The organism is Pseudomonas sp. G.S.17 (genome assembly GCF_038096165.1).
Classification (GTDB): Bacteria; Pseudomonadota; Gammaproteobacteria; order Pseudomonadales; family Pseudomonadaceae; genus Aquipseudomonas.
Window position 1 is genome coordinate 690,548 of the sequence record NZ_CP151076.1, and the last position, 17,396, is coordinate 707,943.

A 17,396-nucleotide genomic window follows, 5' to 3' on the forward strand; every position below is an offset into this window, starting at 1 on the left:
GGGGTTAGGTATGCGCATGCGCGCGCTGGTTACTGTAGTGGGTCTGCTATTGACGGCCTTGTCTGTCAACGCGCTGGCCGAAACACAAGTACGAAGTGTCCGCTTATGGCGTGCACCGGATAACACGCGGCTGGTTTTCGATCTTACCGGGCCCGTTCAACACAGCGTTTTCACCCTGACTTCTCCTGATCGTCTGGTGATCGACATCAATGGTGCGACCCTGGCCGGACCGCTCGACGTCCCCATGGCCAACACGCCAATCACCAGCATGCGTTCAGCTCAACGCACACCCACCGATTTGCGGGTGGTCATCGACCTCAAGAAAGCGGTGACGCCGAAAAGCTTCACCCTCGCGCCTAACCAGCAGTACGGCAACCGTCTGGTGGTCGACCTGTATGACGAAGCGTCGGATGCCAACCCGGCGCCGATCATGGCCCAAACCGCAGCCAATACCGCACCTGCGGTACCGATCAGCCCGGCAAAGCCTGCAATCAAACTGACGCCGGTGCCGAACGGCAAGCGCGATATCGTGGTGGTAATCGATGCCGGCCACGGTGGTGAAGACCCTGGTGCTTCGGGCGGGGCCGGGCAGAAAGAGAAAAACGTGGTGCTGTCCATCGCCAAGGAGTTGCAGCGCCAGATCAACGCCGAAAAAGGCTACAGGGCTGAACTGACCCGCACCGGCGACTATTTCATTCCGCTGCGCAAACGTACCGAGATCGCGCGGGCCAAGGGCGCAGACCTGTTCGTGTCGATTCATGCGGATGCCGCGCCTTCTTCGGCAGCGTTCGGTGCTTCGGTGTTTGCCTTGTCCGAGCGCGGCGCGACGTCGGAAACCGCGCGCTGGCTGGCCGACAGCGAAAACCGCTCCGACTTGATCGGCGGCGCTGGCGCAGTGAGTCTGGACGACAAGGACCGCATGCTGGCGGGCGTATTGCTCGACCTGTCCATGACCGCTTCGTTGTCATCGAGCCTTAACGTCGGGCAGAAAGTGCTGACCAACATTGGTCGCGTCACCTCGCTGCACAAGGCGCGGGTCGAGCAGGCGGGCTTCATGGTGCTCAAGTCGCCGGATATCCCGTCGATTCTGGTGGAGACCGGCTTTATCTCGAACACCGCCGAGGCCGCCAAGCTTTCCGGTTCGCCGCATCAACAGGCGCTGGCGCGTTCGATCAGCTCCGGAGTCAGACAGTTCTTCCAGCAGAATCCGCCACAAGGCACTTACATTGCCTGGTTGCGCGATAACGGCAAGCTGGCCCAGGGGCCGCGTAATCATGTGGTTAGGTCAGGTGAAACCCTGGCCATGCTGGCGGCGCGCTACGATATGAGCACCGGCGCGCTGCGCAATGCCAACGGTTTGAGTTCTGATGAGTTGCGAATCGGCCAGAATCTGAAAATCCCGAACTCAGAGGTAGCCACGCAGCCATGACTGATCTTCTCGTCGACAGCATTGAAACGGACGTCAGCGCCGATACCGCCAATGTCTCGCTCAGCGCTGCGCGCATCGAACTACTCAGTCCGCGACTGGCTAACCAGATCGCCGCGGGCGAAGTGGTCGAGCGACCGGCTTCCGTCATCAAGGAGTTGCTGGAAAACAGCCTCGACTCCGGCGCCAGACGCATTGATGTCGACGTCGAACAGGCCGGGATCAAGCTGTTGCGGGTGCGCGACGACGGCAGCGGCATTTCTTCCGACGATTTACCGTTGGCCCTGGCCCGACACGCCACCAGCAAGATTCGCGATCTGGAAGACCTTGAACGGGTCATGAGCCTGGGTTTTCGCGGTGAAGCGCTGGCGTCCATCAGCTCGGTCGCCCGCTTGACCCTGACCTCGCGCACCCGCGATGCCGATCAAGCTTGGCAAGTGGAAACCGAAGGCCGCGACATGGCTTCGCGGGTTCAGCCTGCGGCGCATCCGGTGGGCACTTCGGTTGAAGTGCGGGACCTGTTTTTCAACACCCCGGCGCGGCGCAAGTTTCTCAAGGCCGAGAAAACCGAATTCGATCACCTGCAGGAAGTCATCAAGCGCATGGCGCTGGCCCGTTTCGACGTGGCTTTCCACCTGCGGCACAACGGCAAGACGATTCTCAGCCTGCACGAAGCTCATGATGACAACGCCCGGGCCAGACGCGTCGCCGCGATTTGCGGCCCAGGCTTTCTAGAGCAGGCGCTGCCCATCGAGATCGAGCGCAACGGTTTGCACTTGTGGGGTTGGGTTGGTCTGCCGACGTTCTCGCGCAGCCAGGCGGATCTGCAATATTTCTACGTGAATGGCCGTGCGGTGCGCGACAAGCTGGTCGCCCACGCGGTGCGTCAGGCGTATCGCGATGTGCTGTTCAATGGCCGTCATCCGACCTTCGTGCTGTTTTTCGAAGTGGATCCGGCGGTCGTCGACGTCAACGTGCACCCGACCAAGCACGAAGTGCGCTTCCGTGACGGACGCATGGTTCACGATTTCCTGTATGGCACCTTGCATCGCGCCTTGGGTGATGTGCGGCCGGAAGATCAAGTGTCCGGCTCCGCTCCCGTCACCGCCATCGAGCGGCCGACCGGCCCGGAAGCGGGAGAATTCGGCCCTCAGGGCGAAATGCGCCTGGCCAATAATCTGCTGGAACAGCCGCAAGGCGAGCCCTATGCGCGACCGGCCGGTTCCGGGGCGGGCGCGGGTTATCAATATCAGTACACGCCACGGCCCGGCGCAACCTTGCCCGCCGCCGAAGCGCAAAGCGCCTATCGCGAGTTTTTCGCGCCGCTGCCGGGCGCGGCGCCCGTCTCGCTGCCGGAAACCCAGGGCGATATCCCGCCGTTGGGCTACGCGCTGGCGCAGCTCAAGGGGATTTATATTCTTGCCGAGAACGCGATTGGCCTGGTGTTGGTGGACATGCACGCTGCGCACGAGCGGATCATGTATGAGCGCCTGAAAATCGCCATGGCCAGCGAAGGCTTGAGCGGCCAGCCTTTGTTGGTGCCGGAATCCATCGCTGTCAGCCAGCGCGAAGCGGATTGTGCCGAAGAACACATCGAGACCTTTCAGCGGCTGGGTTTCGAATTACAGCGCCTGGGCCCGGAAACGCTGGCGATCCGGCAAATCCCGGCCCTGCTCAAGCAAGCAGAAGCCAATCGGCTGGTCAGCGATGTGTTGGCGGATTTGATGGAATACGGCACCAGTGATCGGGTTCAGGCGCACATGAACGAGCTGTTGGGCACCATGGCCTGCCACGGCGCGATTCGCGCCAATCGGCGTCTGGCGATCCCGGAAATGAACGGTTTGCTGCGTGACATGGAAAACACCGAGCGCAGCGGTCAATGCAACCACGGTCGGCCGACCTGGACCCAGATGGGTCTGGACGATCTGGACAAACTCTTTTTGCGCGGTCGTTGAATGAGCGCTTTACCTCCCGCCATCTTTCTCATGGGCCCCACGGCCGCGGGCAAGACCGATCTGGCGATCGAACTCTGCAAAGTCCTGCCTTGCGAGCTGATCAGTGTCGATTCGGCGCTGGTCTATCGCGGCATGGACATCGGCACCGCCAAGCCATCAAAAGCACAATTGGCCGAGTTTCCCCATCGTCTGGTGGATATTCTCGACCCGGCGCAAAGCTATTCGGCGGCGGATTTTCGTACCGACGCACTGGCGGCCATGGCGGAAATAACCGCGCGGGGGAATATTCCTCTGCTGGTGGGCGGCACGATGTTGTATTTCAAGGCTCTGATGGACGGGCTGGCGGATATGCCGGCCGCCGATGCCGAAGTCCGTGCGCAACTTGAAGCCCGGGCGGTGGTCCATGGTTGGCAGGCGTTGCATGATGATCTGGCGGCCGTGGATCCGGTGTCGGCGGCGCGAATCCATCCCAATGATCCGCAGCGGTTGATACGTGCGCTGGAAGTTTATCGGGTCAGCGGTCTGAGCATGACGGCACACCGCGAGCAACAAACTGCGCAAAGTACCGACGCAGCGGCTTCGGGACGTAGGCAATTGCCCTATACTGTCGCGAACCTGGCTATTGCTCCGGCAGATCGCAAGGTGTTGCATGACCGTATTGCGTTACGTTTTTCACAAATGCTGGACCAGGGATTTCTGGATGAGGTGCTGGCATTGCGTTCGCGAGGCGACTTGCATTCGGGGTTGCCATCGATCAGAGCCGTTGGTTATCGCCAGGTCTGGGATCATCTGGATGGAAAGCTGACATGGTCTGAAATGCAGGAGCGGGGCATTATTGCCACGCGTCAACTGGCCAAGCGGCAGTTCACCTGGCTACGCAGTTGGGAAGATTTACACTGGTTGGACAGCCTGGCTTGCGACAATCTGCCACGTGCCTTGAAATACCTGGGCTCGGTCTCCATATTGAGCTGAGTCCTTGCAATAGCCGTCTATCCTTGGGGGGTGACGGTAAAGCCCATTGAATTCGAATTATTATTGATCCTTAAAGGAGTGCGGCACATGTCAAAAGGGCATTCGCTACAAGACCCTTACCTGAACACTTTACGTAAAGAAAAGGTTGGGGTTTCGATCTATCTGGTAAACGGTATCAAGCTGCAAGGCACGATCGAGTCTTTCGACCAGTTCGTTATTTTGCTGAAAAACACTGTCAGCCAAATGGTTTACAAGCACGCCATCTCTACCGTTGTACCGGTTCGTCCAATTCGTCTGCCTAGCGCCGCCGAATCCGAGTCGGGTGACGTTGAGCCAGGTAACGCCTGATAGGAGTCTGCATTGTTCTTTGAGCGCCACAGTGGTGGTGAGCGGGCAATCCTCGTTCACTTGGATGGTCAGGACCCTGAGGCGCGCGAAGATCCGCAGGAGTTTCAGGAGTTGGCCATATCGGCTGGCGCCGATACCGTCGCGTTCGTTAACGTGCCGCGTCATCGGCCATCGGCCAAATATCTGATCGGCAGCGGCAAGGTCGAAGAACTTCGCGACCAGGTCAAAGCCGAAAAAATAGATATCGTCATCTTCAATCACATCCTCACGCCCAGTCAGGAGCGCAACCTCGAGAAAGTCTTCGAGTGTCGCGTGCTTGATCGCACGGGATTGATCCTGGATATCTTCGCGCAGCGCGCGCGCACTCATGAAGGTAAGTTGCAGGTCGAGCTGGCACAGCTCGAGCACATGAGTACGCGACTGGTTCGCGGCTGGACTCACCTTGAGCGACAGGGCGGCGGCATTGGCATGCGCGGTCCGGGTGAAACCCAGCTGGAAACCGACCGCCGTCTGCTGCGGGTGCGTCTGCGGCAAATCAAGAGTCGTCTGGAAAAGGTCCGCAGCCAGCGTGAGCAGGCGCGTCGCGGGCGTAAGCGCGCCGACATTCCTTCGGTTTCACTGGTGGGCTATACCAACGCCGGCAAATCGACGCTGTTCAATGCGGTCACCGATTCCGACGTCTTCGCCGCCGACCAACTGTTCGCCACCCTCGATCCGACCCTGCGCCGTCTGCAACTGGACGACCTGGGGCCAATCGTGCTGGCCGATACCGTGGGCTTCATTCGCCATTTGCCACACAAGCTGGTCGAGGCGTTTCGCGCAACCCTCGAAGAATCAAGCAACTCCGATCTGCTGCTGCACGTCATCGATTCTCATGAGCCTGAGCGCATGGCGCAGATTGAACAGGTGATGGCGGTGCTTGGGGAGATCGGCGCCGAGGGCTTGCCGATACTTGAGGTGTATAACAAACTCGATCTGCTCGAAGGGGTGGAACCCCAGATACAGCGCGATGCCGATGGCAAACCGCAACGTGTCTGGTTGTCTGCCCGTGACGGTCGTGGGCTGGACCTGCTCAAACAGGCCGTAGCCGAACTGCTGGGTGACGATTTGTTTGTCGGCACCTTGCGCTTGCCTCAGCGTTTTGCTCGACTGCGCGCTCAATTCTTCGAATTGGGTGCAGTACAAAGCGAAGAGCATGACGATGAAGGCGGCAGCTTGTTAGCCGTACGTTTGCCGCGAGTTGAATTCAATCGCCTGGTGAGTCGCGAAGGACTGCAGCCGCTGGAATTCATCGAGCAACACACTTTGCAATAAAAGCGTGGGAAACCCGTTGTACGGGTTTCCCGGGCATTCTGTAGCATTGGTCGGCGCGCCGTGGGCGCGTCTTTGCTTTATCAGATGGAGAGCGCTATGGCTTGGAATGAGCCGGGTGGCAACTCGAATAATCAGGATCCTTGGGGTGGTAAGCGCAAGAATGGCGACCGCAAGGGGCCACCGGATCTCGACGAGGCCTTCCGTAAGCTGCAGGAAAGCCTGAATGGGTTGTTCGGTGGTAAGAAACGTACTGGCGGTGACGGCGGTGGCGATGGTCCGCGCAAGGGTGGTGGCTTAGGCCTGCTCGGCATCGGCCTGGTCGTGCTTGTCGCGATCTGGCTCTACAGCGCTATCTACGTTGTAGATGAGCAGGAGCAGGCTGTCGTGCTGCGTTTCGGTCAATACTACGAAACCGTAGGGTCCGGCCTGAACATCTACTTCCCGCCGTTCGATCGCAAGTACATGGAAAACGTGACTCGCGAACGTGCCTACAGCAAGCAAGGCCAAATGCTGACCGAAGACGAGAACATCGTCGAAGTGCCGCTGACGGTGCAGTACAAGATCTCCAATCTGCGTGATTTCGTATTGAACGTCGACCAGCCTGAAGTCAGCCTGCAACACGCCACAGAAAGCGCCTTGCGCCATGTCGTGGGTTCCACGGCGATGGATCAGGTGCTCACTGAAGGTCGTGAGCTGATGGCCAGTGAAATCAAGGAACGCCTGCAACGCTTCCTCGACACGTATCGCACCGGTATCACGGTCACTCAGGTGAACGTGCAAAATGCTGCGGCGCCGCGTGAAGTTCAGGAAGCCTTTGATGACGTGATCCGCGCCCGTGAAGACGAGCAACGTGCACGTAACCAGGCGGAAACCTACGCCAACGGTGTAATCCCGGAAGCCCGTGGTCACGCCCAGCGTATTCTTGAAGACGCCAACGGTTATCGCGATGAAGTGGTTTCGCGCGCCAAGGGTGAGGCTGATCGCTTCACCAAGCTGGTCGCCGAGTACCGCAAGGCACCTGAAGTTACCCGCGAGCGTCTGTATCTGGACACCATGCAGGAACTGTTCAGCAACACCAGCAAGGTTCTCGTAACTGGCGACAAGCGGCAGAACAATCTGCTTTACCTGCCGCTGGACAAGATGATCGAGAGTGGTCGTAACGGCACTGCCCCGACTACCGGTGCAGCCGCAGCAGCAACTGACGTCGGCACCCGTGCCGCCGAGTTGCAGCAGCGCGATGTGCGTACAAGGGAGAGTCGCTGATGAGCAATAAATCGCTGATCGCCCTGATTGTTTGTGTAGTGCTGGCGGTGGTTGCCTGGAACAGTCTCTACATCGTGTCCCAGACCGAACGGGCAGTCATGCTCCAGTTCGGGCGGGTGGTAGAGGCTGATGTACAGCCGGGCCTGCACGTGAAGATTCCTTACGTTAACCAGGTGCGCAAGTTCGACGGTCGCCTGCTGACGCTGGATGCTCCAACGCAACGCTTCCTGACCCTGGAAAAGAAAGCGGTCATGGTTGATGCCTACGCCAAATGGCGGGTCAAGGACGCGGAGCGCTTCTACACGGCGACTTCCGGCCTGAAGCAGATCGCTGATGAGCGTCTGTCCCGTCGTCTGGAATCCGGTCTGCGTGACCAGTTCGGCAAGCGCACCCTGCACGAAGCTGTGTCGGGTGAGCGTGATGCGCTGATGGCTGACATCACTGCATCGCTGAATGCGATGGCAACCAAGGAGCTGGGCATCGAAGTCATCGACGTCCGGGTCAAGGCCATCGACCTGCCGAAGGAAGTGAACCGCAGCGTGTTCGAGCGTATGAGCACCGAGCGTGAGCGTGAAGCCCGCGAGCATCGCGCCAAGGGTAACGAGCTGGCTGAAGGCATTCGTGCCGACGCTGATCGTCAGCGTCGCGTATTGCTGGCTGAAGCCTATCGTGAGTCTGAAGAGGCTCGTGGTGATGGTGATGCCCAGGCTTCCGCGATCTACTCCAAGGCATACGGTCAGGATCAGGAGTTCTACGCGTTCTACCGTAGCCTGCGCGCCTACCGTGAAAGCTTCTCGAGTAAAAGCGACGTGATGGTTCTGGATCCAAATAGCGATTTCTTCCGCTATCTGCAAAAATCCAAGCCGTGATTCACGCGTGATTTGAAAGCTCCGCCGGGCGGCAAAACCGTCTGGCGGGGTGATCACTCGGTAAAACGTGTGTATGATGCGGCAGCCGGGAAATTCCCGGCTTTTTTGCGTCTGCACGATTGATTGGTCGCAGTGCGCAGATCCGCGAGGACTGCATGCGACAAGAATTTTCGAGGACAGTGGTCCGCAAGGCCATTCTCGGGCGCTCGTCGTGCCCGCAAGAATGACTGCAGGACTTGACCACTGTCTGCTTTACTCAAGGCTCGCCCCATGGCTTGCCGCCCGGATCATAGGGGAATGGCGTAATGGCAACGGTTGACCGCTGGCTGCTACCAGATGGCATCGAAGAAGTACTGCCACCGGAAGCGGCGCGTATAGAAATAGCGCGCCGTCAGGTGTTGGATCTGTTCCAGAGCTGGGGCTATGAATTCGTAGTCACCCCTCACATCGAATACCTCGAATCCCTGCTCACTGGCGCAGGCTCGGACCTGGATCTGCGCACCTTCAAGGTGATCGATCCGCAGTCGGGTCGGCAGATGGGTTTTCGTGCTGACATCACGCCGCAAGTGGCGCGCATCGATGCGCACACCCTGCGTCGCGAAGGTCCAAGCCGCCTGTGCTACGCCGGCAGCGTGCTGCATGCGCAGCCGCGTGCCCTGTCATCTTCGCGCAGCCCGATCCAGTTGGGTGCGGAGCTGTATGGCGATGCAAGCCCGAGCAGCGACGTTGAAGTGATCAGCCTGATGCTGGCCATGTTGCGGCTGGCCGATGTGCCGGATGTGCATATGGACCTTGGCCATGTCGGTATCTATCGTGGTCTGGCGCGTGCGGCCGGTTTGTCCGGTGAAGTCGAGCAGCAGCTGTTCGACGCGCTGCAGCGCAAGGCCATCGACGAAGTGATTGTCCTGACCGAAAACCTGCCGAGCGATCTGGCGACCATGCTGCGTGCGCTGGTCGACTTGTGCGGCGGTCGTGAAGTGTTGGCTGCGGCTCGTGATCGGCTGGCCAATGCGCCGGCGCCGGTGCTCGCCGCCCTCGATGATCTGTTGACGATTGCCGAGCGCCTCGCTGCCCGCTTCCCTGAGCTACCGTTGTATTTCGATCTGGGCGAATTGCGTGGCTATCACTACCACACCGGTGTGGTGTTCGCGGTGTTCGTTCCGGGTGTCGGTCAATCGATCGCCCAGGGCGGTCGCTACGATGATATCGGTGCGGATTTCGGCCGGGCTCGTCCCGCGACCGGCTTCTCCACGGATCTGAAAACCCTGGTGACACTGGGTCGCGCAGAAATCCAGTTGCCGACCGGCGGCATCTGGATGCCGGACAGCACCGATGCAGCGCTCTGGCAGCAAGTCTGCCAGCTGCGCAGCGAAGGTCAGCGTGTGGTTCAGGGGTTGCCTGGACAGCAGGTGAGTGCAGCGCGTGAGGCCGATTGTGATCGGCAATTGATTCAGCATGGCGAGCATTGGCAGGTAGTGCCGCTGGCCTCTTGAGTTTCCCTGCCGGCCGCCGCCGGCACCAAGTTTGCGTGAATGAGGACAAGTGTTATGGGTAAGAATGTCGTAGTCCTGGGCACCCAATGGGGTGATGAGGGCAAAGGCAAGATCGTTGATCTGCTGACCGAACATGCAACCGCCGTGGTGCGTTACCAAGGTGGCCACAACGCCGGTCACACCCTTGTGATCGATGGCGAAAAAACCGTATTGCACCTGATTCCGTCCGGTGTCTTGCGCGAAGGCGTGCAGTGCCTGATCGGTAACGGTGTGGTGGTTGCGCCTGATGCTCTCATGCGTGAAATCATCAAGCTGGAAGAGAAAGGCATTCCGGTGCGTGAGCGCCTGCGTATCAGCCCGTCCTGCCCGCTGATTCTGTCGTATCACGTGGCGCTGGATCAGGCCCGTGAAAAAGCCCGTGGCGAGCTGAAGATCGGTACCACCGGTCGCGGTATCGGCCCGGCTTACGAAGACAAGGTTGCACGTCGCGGACTGCGCATCGGTGACCTGTTCCATCGTGAGCGCTTTGCGGCCAAGCTCGGCGAGCTGCTGGACTATCACAATTTCGTGCTGGTCAATTACTACAAAGAGCCGGCAATCGACTTCCAGAAAACACTCGACGAGTGCATGGAATACGCCGAGCTGCTCAAGCCATTGATGCTCGACGTTACTGCTGCGCTGCACGACATGCGTCGCGCCGGCAAAGACATCATGTTCGAAGGCGCCCAAGGCTCGTTGCTGGACATCGACCACGGTACTTATCCGTACGTCACCAGCTCGAACACCACGGCTGGCGGCATCGCCACCGGTTCGGGTTTTGGTCCGATGTACCTGGATTACATCCTCGGTATCACCAAGGCCTACACCACGCGCGTCGGTTCGGGTCCTTTCCCGACTGAGCTGTTCGACGACATCGGTGCATTCCTGGCCAAGCGTGGTCATGAATTTGGCGCAACCACCGGTCGTGCTCGCCGTTGTGGCTGGTTCGATGCGGTCATCCTGCGTCGCGCTATCGAAATCAACAGCATTTCGGGCATCTGCCTGACCAAGCTGGACGTGCTCGACGGCCTCGAAACCATCAATATCTGCATTGGTTACGAGAACGAAAACGGTGCGGTGATCGACGCTCCAACCGACTCCGACAGCTACATCGGCCTCAAGCCGGTGTACGAGCAAGTGCCGGGCTGGTCGGAATCGACTCTCGGCGCCAAGACCCTGGAAGAGCTGCCTGCCAACGCGCGCGCTTACATCAAGCGTCTGGAAGAGCTGGTTGGCGCGCCAATCGACATTATTTCGACGGGCCCTGATCGCAACGAAACCATCGTTCTGCGTCACCCGTTCGCCTGATAAGTCGTTGAAACATAACAAAGGGCCGCTCATGCGGCCCTTTGTTATTTTGGCTGTGACCCAAGTCACAAACACGGCACGGTGATTGCTGTAGAAAACCTCAGAAGCGGTGCCATCATTTTAATGGCGCCGGTGGTGGAGGGATTCCCCCGTGTCAGCTGTCCTCTCGTTATTGCGCAGTCGCTTGCTTCGGCCTGTATTCATTGCCCTTGGTATCGCCCTTTTGGTGCAGGTGCTGGTTGCTGTTGCTCTTACCCGGAGCACTGTCACCGCGCTTGAGGCTGATCTGGATAAGCGCCTGGGTGTAGATTCGCAACACTTGTCTGCCGAGCTGGAGCAGGCAAGCCGCGAAGTAACTTCCAGCCTGGATGCGTTGGCCACCAATACCCGTCAGCGCCTGAGCGTCGGCCTTGCCGCACGTCTGAAAGATGAGCAGGCGCAATTGCGCAGCACGCTGGAAAAGGATCTTCAGGATTCCGCAACGGATATGGCTGAGCTGTTGGCAGCGGTCGCTCCTCGTGCAATGTGGGACGGTGACACGCCCACGCTGTCGGAGTTTGCCCGTCGTGCCCAGCGCAATCCCAATGTCCTGTTCGTCGTTTATGACGATGCGACGGGCGAGCACCTCACGCGCTATCTGAATCGCGAAAACCCGCTGATCAAAGCCTTGCTGGACAAGGGCGAGGGCGAGCGGGCCATGGATAAAGTGCTGAACGCGGCGAAGAATGATGCGTCGGTGTACTACGTCGAAGCTTCCATCAGCCCTAATGGCGTGGAAATCGGCAAGGTGCGAATGGGCGTGTCCACCGCCACGGTCGAAGAGAATCTGGCGGCCCTCGACAAACGCTTCGCAACACTGATTACCAGCGGCGAGCAATTGGTGTCCGACAGTCTGGGCAGCGCAGCCAAGGAAAGCTCGGCAGCGTTGCGCAGTCGTCTGGGTTCGGCGCAAACCGCGGCCTCGGCCATGAGCGCCAATACCACTTCGGCGGTTCAAGAGGCGGCACAAACCCTGCGCTGGCGGATCGGCATGGGCCTGGCTTTGGTCGGCCTTGGCGTGTTGCTGTTGCTGGCAGTGGTGCTGGGGCGTCGGGTCGTCAGCAAACTGCTGCTGTTGATTGCGGCGCTGGATGATCTGGCGGCGGGCGAGGGCGATCTGACCAAGCGCGTCAAACTCGACAGCAACGATGAGATCGGCGACATGGCGGCGGCGGTCAACCGCTTCGTCGCCAAATTGCAGCCGATTGTTCGCGAGGCGGGCGATGTGGCGCAGCGTACGGGTGTGGAAATCAACGCCATGAGCCTGCGCAATGCTGGCGCTGATGCGGCGGCGGAGTTGCAGCGCGACGAAGTGGCGGCAAGTCTTAAGGCATTGGCGCAAATGGCTGACGAGGCGCAATCGGAAAGTCATGCGATGCAGGCTGCGCTGAAACAGGTGGTGGATATTCGTCAGGCCACCGACGAAAACACCCGTACCTCCAATCAGGTCGGTGGTTTGATTGAAGCGCTGGCGGGGCAGGTGGACACCGGCGCGAAAGTCATTGAGCGCCTGGCGCAGCAAAGCCAGCAGATCGAAGTGGTGTTGACCGTAATCCACGGCATCGCCGAGCAAACCAATCTACTGGCGTTGAACGCAGCCATCGAAGCCGCTCGTGCTGGCGAGACCGGGCGCGGCTTTGCGGTGGTTGCCGACGAAGTGCGGGCATTGGCCAGCAAGACGCAAAGCTCAACCGGTGACATTCAGGAGCACATCGTCGCCTTGCAGCGCGGAGCCAAGGAAGCGGTCGCGGCGATTGGTGTGGCGGGGCGTCAGGCCAAGGAAGGGCTGGCCGTGCTGCGTGACAGCGCGAAGTCGCAGCAGATCGTGCAGGAGTCTGTAGAGCAGGTGCATGCGGCGATTGGTCTTGCGACCCAGGCAGCGGCGCATCAGGCCGAGGGCGCGCAAGCGGTGCGTGGGCGCGTGGAAGTGATTCATGCCCAGGCCCAGCGGGCGGCTCAGGTCGTGGTGGAAACCACGGCGAGCGGCAAGGTGCTCGACAAACTGGCGGCGCAGTTGAAGGCGAGCCTGGGGCAGTTCCGGGCATAACGCCTGAGGCGATTTTTGCTGGGTGGCAAGCTTGCTTGCGAAGACGGTATTTCAGGATGCGGCACTGCGTCGTATGAACCTGCCACTTCGCGAGCAAGCTCGCTCCCACAGAAACCAGGCCCCATAAGTAAGCCAAACCGAGAAAGCACAAAACCGAGCACGGGGCTCGGTTTTATTTGAATTGGTGCCCAGAAGAAGACTCGAACTTCCACGACCTTGCGGTCACCAGCACCTGAAGCTGGCGTGTCTACCAATTTCACCATCTGGGCGGTATCAGCAGCAATGTTCGCCGTTGATGGGGCGCACTATACGGAGGGTGTTTTAATCTGTAAACCCCTGTTTTGGTTTTAATAAATGCTTTTCCCGCTTCTGGAAATAAAAAGCACTAAACTCAAACCCTGAAATGCAAAAACCCGCTTTCGCGGGTTTTTGTGAGGCTCAGAAGATTGCTGTAATCTCTGACTCTGAATTGGTGCCCAGAAGAAGACTCGAACTTCCACGACCTTGCGGTCACCAGCACCTGAAGCTGGCGTGTCTACCAATTTCACCATCTGGGCAGTACCGAATACGTCACCGTATCGATGGCGCGCACTATACGGAGCGGGTTTTTAACTGTAAACCCCCTGTTGTCGAAAATCGCATAAAAATTTTCCAGTTGACGCTTTTTACCCTCAAACAGTGGCTTTCTAGCGCTGTCTGAGTCTGAAATTTCCCGTTTCAATACGCGTATGCCAAACTAACCGCATATAGACAAGGTGAAAACTCTCTAATGGCCGATTGGCAGTCCCTCGATCCCGAGGCCGCTCGTGAAGCGGAAAAATATGAAAACCCTATTCCCAGCCGTGAGCTGATTCTCAAACATCTGGCCGACCGTGGTTCGCCAGCGAGTCGCGAGCAGCTGGTTGAAGAATTCGGTCTCACCACTGAAGATCAGTTCGAAGCCCTGCGCCGCCGCTTGCGCGCCATGGAGCGCGATGCGCAACTGATCTACACCCGCCGTGGCACGTATGCGCCAGTTGACAAGCTGGATCTGATCCTGGGTCGCATCAGCGGCCACCGTGATGGCTTCGGCTTCCTGATCCCTGATGATGGCACTGACGACCTGTTCATGAGTCCGGCGCAGATGCGTCTGGTGTTTGACGGTGACCGCGCATTGGCGCGGGTGTCGGGCCTGGATCGTCGCGGCCGCCGTGAAGGTGTGATCGTCGAAGTGATCTCCCGTGCTCACGAAACCGTGGTGGGTCGCTATTTCGAAGAGAGCGGCATCGGCTTCGTGATTCCGGACAACCCGAAGATCCAGCAGGAAGTGCTGGTGACGCCGGGTCGCAACAACAATGCCCAGATCGGTCAGTTCGTCGAAGTGAAGATCACTCACTGGCCGACGCCGCGCTTCCAGCCGCAAGGTGACATTGTTGAAGTGGTGGGCAATTACATGGCGCCCGGCATGGAAATCGATGTCGCGCTGCGCACCTACGATATTCCCCACGTCTGGCCTGAAGCTGTCCTCAAGGAAGCAGCCAAGCTCAAGCCGGAAGTCGAAGAAAAAGATAAGGAAAATCGCGTCGACCTGCGCCATCTGCCGTTCGTCACCATCGACGGCGAAGATGCGCGCGACTTCGACGATGCGGTCTTCTGCGAAGCCAAGCCGGGCAAACTGCGCTTGTTCTCCGGTGGCTGGAAGCTCTACGTGGCCATCGCCGATGTGTCGAGCTACGTGAAGATCGGTTCGGCGCTGGATGCAGAATCGCAAGTGCGCGGCAACTCGGTGTATTTCCCCGAGCGCGTCGTGCCGATGCTGCCTGAGCAGCTGTCCAACGGCCTGTGCTCGCTGAACCCGCATGTTGATCGTCTGGCCATGGTCTGCGAAATGACCATTTCCAAAACCGGCGAGATGACCGACTACGTGTTCTACGAAGCGGTCATTCACTCCCACGCGCGGCTGACCTACAACAAGGTCAGCTCGATGCTGGAGCAGCCGAAAACCACAGAAGCGCGTCAGCTTCGTGGCGAATACCCTGACGTGTTGCCGCACCTCAAGCAGCTGTATGCGCTGTACAAGGTATTGCTGGCGGCGCGTCATGTCCGGGGTGCGATTGATTTCGAAACCCAGGAAACCCGGATCATCTTCGGCACCGAACGCAAGATCGCCGAGATTCGTCCGACGACCCGCAACGATGCGCACAAGCTGATCGAGGAATGCATGCTGGCCGCCAACGTGGCCACTGCAGAATTCCTCAAGAAGCACGAGATTCCTGCGCTGTATCGCGTCCACGACGGTCCGCCGCCGGAGCGTCTGGAAAAACTTCGTGCCTTCCTCGGCGAGTTGGGTCTTTCCCTGCACAAGGGCAAGGATGGTCCTTCGCCGAAGGATTATCAGGCGTTGCTGGAAACCGTTCGCGGGCGTCCGGACTACCACCTGATCCAGACCGTCATGCTGCGATCCCTGAGCCAGGCAGTTTACAGCTCGGACAACCATGGTCACTTCGGTCTGAATTACGAGGCGTACACGCACTTCACCTCGCCGATTCGTCGTTACCCTGATTTGCTCACACACCGCGCGATCCGCAGCGTGATCCGCTCCAAGCAAGACACACCACACGTGCGCCGCGCCGGTGCGATGACTATTCCAAAAGCGCGTATCTATCCGTACGACGAAGCCGCGCTGGAGCAGTTGGGCGAACAATGCTCGATGAGCGAGCGTCGTGCCGACGAAGCCACCCGTGACGTCGTGAACTGGCTCAAATGCGAGTTCATGAAGGATCGCGTCGGCGAATCGTTCCCTGGCGTCATCACTGCGGTGACAGGCTTTGGTCTGTTCGTCGAGCTGACGGATATCTACGTTGAAGGACTGGTACACGTCACGGCGCTTCCGGGCGATTACTACCACTTCGACCCTGTGCATCACCGCCTGGCGGGCGAGCGTACCGGGCGTAGCTTCCGTCTTGGCGATACCGTTGAAGTGCGGGTCATGCGCGTCGATCTTGACGAGCGCAAGATCGACTTCGAAATGGCCGAGAAAACGATTACCGCGCCGATTGGTCGTAAACGTCGTGGCAGTACCGAAACCACGCCAGCGCCTGCTGAAAAGCAGTCCGCCGCTCCGTCCAAGGCGCCGAGCAAGCGCCCGGCCAAGGCTAAAGCCAAGGCCGAGCCCGAAGCTTATCGCCCAAGCGATGCCGCCGCGAAAAACGCCGAAGTGCGCAAAAGTCGTGAATTGAAGCAGGCCCTGTTGGCAGAAGCGAAAGGCGGTAGCAAGGCGCCGTCGGGAAAGTCGAGTAACTCGGGCGCTGCTCCGAGTCATTCTGCCCCGAGCGGTTCCGGCAAACCGGCGAAATCCGGTAAGCACCGAAAAGGCCCGCCAAAAGCGGGTTCTGCTCCGGCTGCGAAAAGCGGCGGAGTGCGTAAACCTAAGGCCAAGTCATGAGTCAGCTGGAAAAAATCTACGGCGTGCATGCCGTAGAAGCGTTGTTGCGTCATCACCCGAAGCGAGTCAAGCAAGTCTGGCTGGCTGAAGGTCGCAACGATCCTCGTGTTCAGGTTCTGCTGGAACTGGCGAATCAGAATCGGGTGTCTGTCGGTCAGGCCGAGCGTCGCGAAATGGACGTCTGGGTCGAGGGCGTGCACCAGGGCGTTGTCGCGGAAGTCAGCCCGAGCCAGGTCTGGGGCGAAGCGATGCTCGACGAGCTGCTGGATCGCACCGAAGGCGCACCGCTGATTCTGGTGCTCGACGGCGTGACCGATCCGCACAACCTCGGCGCTTGCCTGCGTACTGCCGATGCGGCCGGTGCGCTGGCGGTGCTGGTGCCAAAGGACAAGTCGGCAACCTTGACGCCGGTCGTGCGAAAAGTCGCATGCGGCGCTGCGGAAGTGATTCCGTTGGTCGCCGTCACCAACCTGGCCCGAACCCTGGAAAAACTCCAGCAGCGCGGGCTCTGGGTTGTCGGTACGGCGGGGGAGGCTGAGCAAGAGTTGTATCAGCAGGATCTCACCGGCCCGACCATCCTGATCATGGGTGCCGAAGGCAAAGGCATGCGCCGCCTGACACGGGAGCACTGCGATTACCTGGTGCGTCTGCCGATGGCGGGCAGCGTCAGCAGCCTCAACGTTTCGGTGGCGACCGGCGTTTGCCTGTTTGAAGCAATGCGTCAGCGCAGCGTGAAAGCGGCCAGCAAAAAAGTCTGATATCACCGATACGCCTGTGTGGGAGCGAGCTTGCTCGCGAAGATCTGGTTCAGCTTCCGTAGATGCTTTGGAAGTGCTGGCCTCTTCGCGAGCAGGTTCGCTCCCACAGTCCGTTCTGGGGGTGGATGGCATCTGTTCAAA

12 protein-coding genes and 2 tRNA genes are annotated in these 17,396 nt (G+C 59.4%); 12 read left to right on the forward strand and 2 right to left on the reverse strand.

Annotation, left to right across the window (positions count from 1 at the left end; genetic code table 11):
* Window positions 1-10 precede the first annotated feature (10 nt).
* From AABC73_RS03120 to AABC73_RS03165, 10 genes are all read left to right on the forward strand, one after another.
* The gene (locus AABC73_RS03120) at window positions 11-1,429 is read left to right on the forward strand and encodes an N-acetylmuramoyl-L-alanine amidase (RefSeq protein WP_341522422.1); all 1,419 of its coding nucleotides are present in this window, start codon (window positions 11-13) and stop codon (window positions 1,427-1,429) included.
* The gene (mutL, locus tag AABC73_RS03125) at window positions 1,426-3,381 is read left to right on the forward strand and encodes a DNA mismatch repair endonuclease MutL (RefSeq protein WP_341522423.1); all 1,956 of its coding nucleotides are present in this window, start codon (window positions 1,426-1,428) and stop codon (window positions 3,379-3,381) included. Before AABC73_RS03120 ends, mutL begins: the two co-directional genes overlap by 4 nt.
* Window positions 3,382-4,353, forward strand: a complete 972-nt coding sequence (gene miaA / locus AABC73_RS03130) for a tRNA (adenosine(37)-N6)-dimethylallyltransferase MiaA (protein ID WP_341522424.1) — start codon at window positions 3,382-3,384, stop codon at window positions 4,351-4,353.
* 87 nt (window positions 4,354-4,440) lie between these two features.
* Window positions 4,441-4,701, forward strand: a complete 261-nt coding sequence (gene hfq, locus AABC73_RS03135) for an RNA chaperone Hfq (RefSeq protein ID WP_020293654.1) — start codon at window positions 4,441-4,443, stop codon at window positions 4,699-4,701.
* Window positions 4,702-4,713: 12 nt separating this feature from the next.
* Window positions 4,714-6,015, forward strand: coding sequence for a ribosome rescue GTPase HflX (hflX, locus tag AABC73_RS03140; RefSeq protein ID WP_020293655.1), 1,302 nt, complete (start codon window positions 4,714-4,716; stop codon window positions 6,013-6,015).
* 96 nt (window positions 6,016-6,111) lie between these two features.
* Entirely contained in the window at window positions 6,112-7,278 is a 1,167-nt protein-coding gene (gene hflK, locus AABC73_RS03145; protein WP_341522425.1) for an FtsH protease activity modulator HflK, read from the forward strand.
* Window positions 7,278-8,147, forward strand: coding sequence for a protease modulator HflC (hflC, locus tag AABC73_RS03150; RefSeq protein WP_341522426.1), 870 nt, complete (start codon window positions 7,278-7,280; stop codon window positions 8,145-8,147). Before hflK ends, hflC begins: the two co-directional genes overlap by 1 nt.
* 305 nt (window positions 8,148-8,452) lie before the next feature.
* Complete coding sequence (locus AABC73_RS03155; protein ID WP_341522427.1) at window positions 8,453-9,640, forward strand: ATP phosphoribosyltransferase regulatory subunit; 1,188 nt, start codon at window positions 8,453-8,455, stop codon at window positions 9,638-9,640.
* A gap of 54 nt (window positions 9,641-9,694) precedes the next feature.
* Window positions 9,695-10,987, forward strand: coding sequence for an adenylosuccinate synthase (locus AABC73_RS03160; RefSeq protein WP_020293659.1), 1,293 nt, complete (start codon window positions 9,695-9,697; stop codon window positions 10,985-10,987).
* A gap of 151 nt (window positions 10,988-11,138) precedes the next feature.
* The gene (locus tag AABC73_RS03165; RefSeq protein ID WP_341522428.1) at window positions 11,139-13,073 is read left to right on the forward strand and encodes a methyl-accepting chemotaxis protein; all 1,935 of its coding nucleotides are present in this window, start codon (window positions 11,139-11,141) and stop codon (window positions 13,071-13,073) included.
* Between the two features lie 182 nt (window positions 13,074-13,255).
* Here the strand turns inward: AABC73_RS03165 and AABC73_RS03170 are convergent.
* Window positions 13,256-13,342 (reverse strand) — tRNA-Leu (locus AABC73_RS03170).
* 201 nt (window positions 13,343-13,543) lie between these two features.
* A tRNA-Leu gene (locus tag AABC73_RS03175) sits at window positions 13,544-13,630 on the reverse strand.
* Window positions 13,631-13,842: 212 nt separating this feature from the next.
* Here AABC73_RS03175 and rnr point away from each other — a divergent pair.
* On the forward strand, window positions 13,843-16,497 hold the full coding sequence (gene rnr / locus AABC73_RS03180) for a ribonuclease R (protein ID WP_341522429.1): 2,655 nt from the start codon (window positions 13,843-13,845) through the stop codon (window positions 16,495-16,497).
* Window positions 16,494-17,255, forward strand: a complete 762-nt coding sequence (gene rlmB, locus AABC73_RS03185) for a 23S rRNA (guanosine(2251)-2'-O)-methyltransferase RlmB (protein WP_341522430.1) — start codon at window positions 16,494-16,496, stop codon at window positions 17,253-17,255. Before rnr ends, rlmB begins: the two co-directional genes overlap by 4 nt.
* Window positions 17,256-17,396: the final 141 nt, after the last annotated feature.

Coding starts and splice junctions, on each gene's coding strand:
- AABC73_RS03120 (WP_341522422.1), top strand. CDS start 11: ATGCGCATGCGCGCGCTGGTTACTGTAGTGGGTCTGCTATTGACGGCC.
- mutL (WP_341522423.1), top strand. CDS start 1,426: ATGACTGATCTTCTCGTCGACAGCATTGAAACGGACGTCAGCGCCGAT.
- miaA (WP_341522424.1), top strand. CDS start 3,382: ATGAGCGCTTTACCTCCCGCCATCTTTCTCATGGGCCCCACGGCCGCG.
- hfq (WP_020293654.1), top strand. CDS start 4,441: ATGTCAAAAGGGCATTCGCTACAAGACCCTTACCTGAACACTTTACGT.
- hflK (WP_341522425.1), top strand. CDS start 6,112: ATGGCTTGGAATGAGCCGGGTGGCAACTCGAATAATCAGGATCCTTGG.
- hflC (WP_341522426.1), top strand. CDS start 7,278: ATGAGCAATAAATCGCTGATCGCCCTGATTGTTTGTGTAGTGCTGGCG.
- AABC73_RS03155 (WP_341522427.1), top strand. CDS start 8,453: ATGGCAACGGTTGACCGCTGGCTGCTACCAGATGGCATCGAAGAAGTA.
- AABC73_RS03160 (WP_020293659.1), top strand. CDS start 9,695: ATGGGTAAGAATGTCGTAGTCCTGGGCACCCAATGGGGTGATGAGGGC.
- rnr (WP_341522429.1), top strand. CDS start 13,843: ATGGCCGATTGGCAGTCCCTCGATCCCGAGGCCGCTCGTGAAGCGGAA.
- rlmB (WP_341522430.1), top strand. CDS start 16,494: ATGAGTCAGCTGGAAAAAATCTACGGCGTGCATGCCGTAGAAGCGTTG.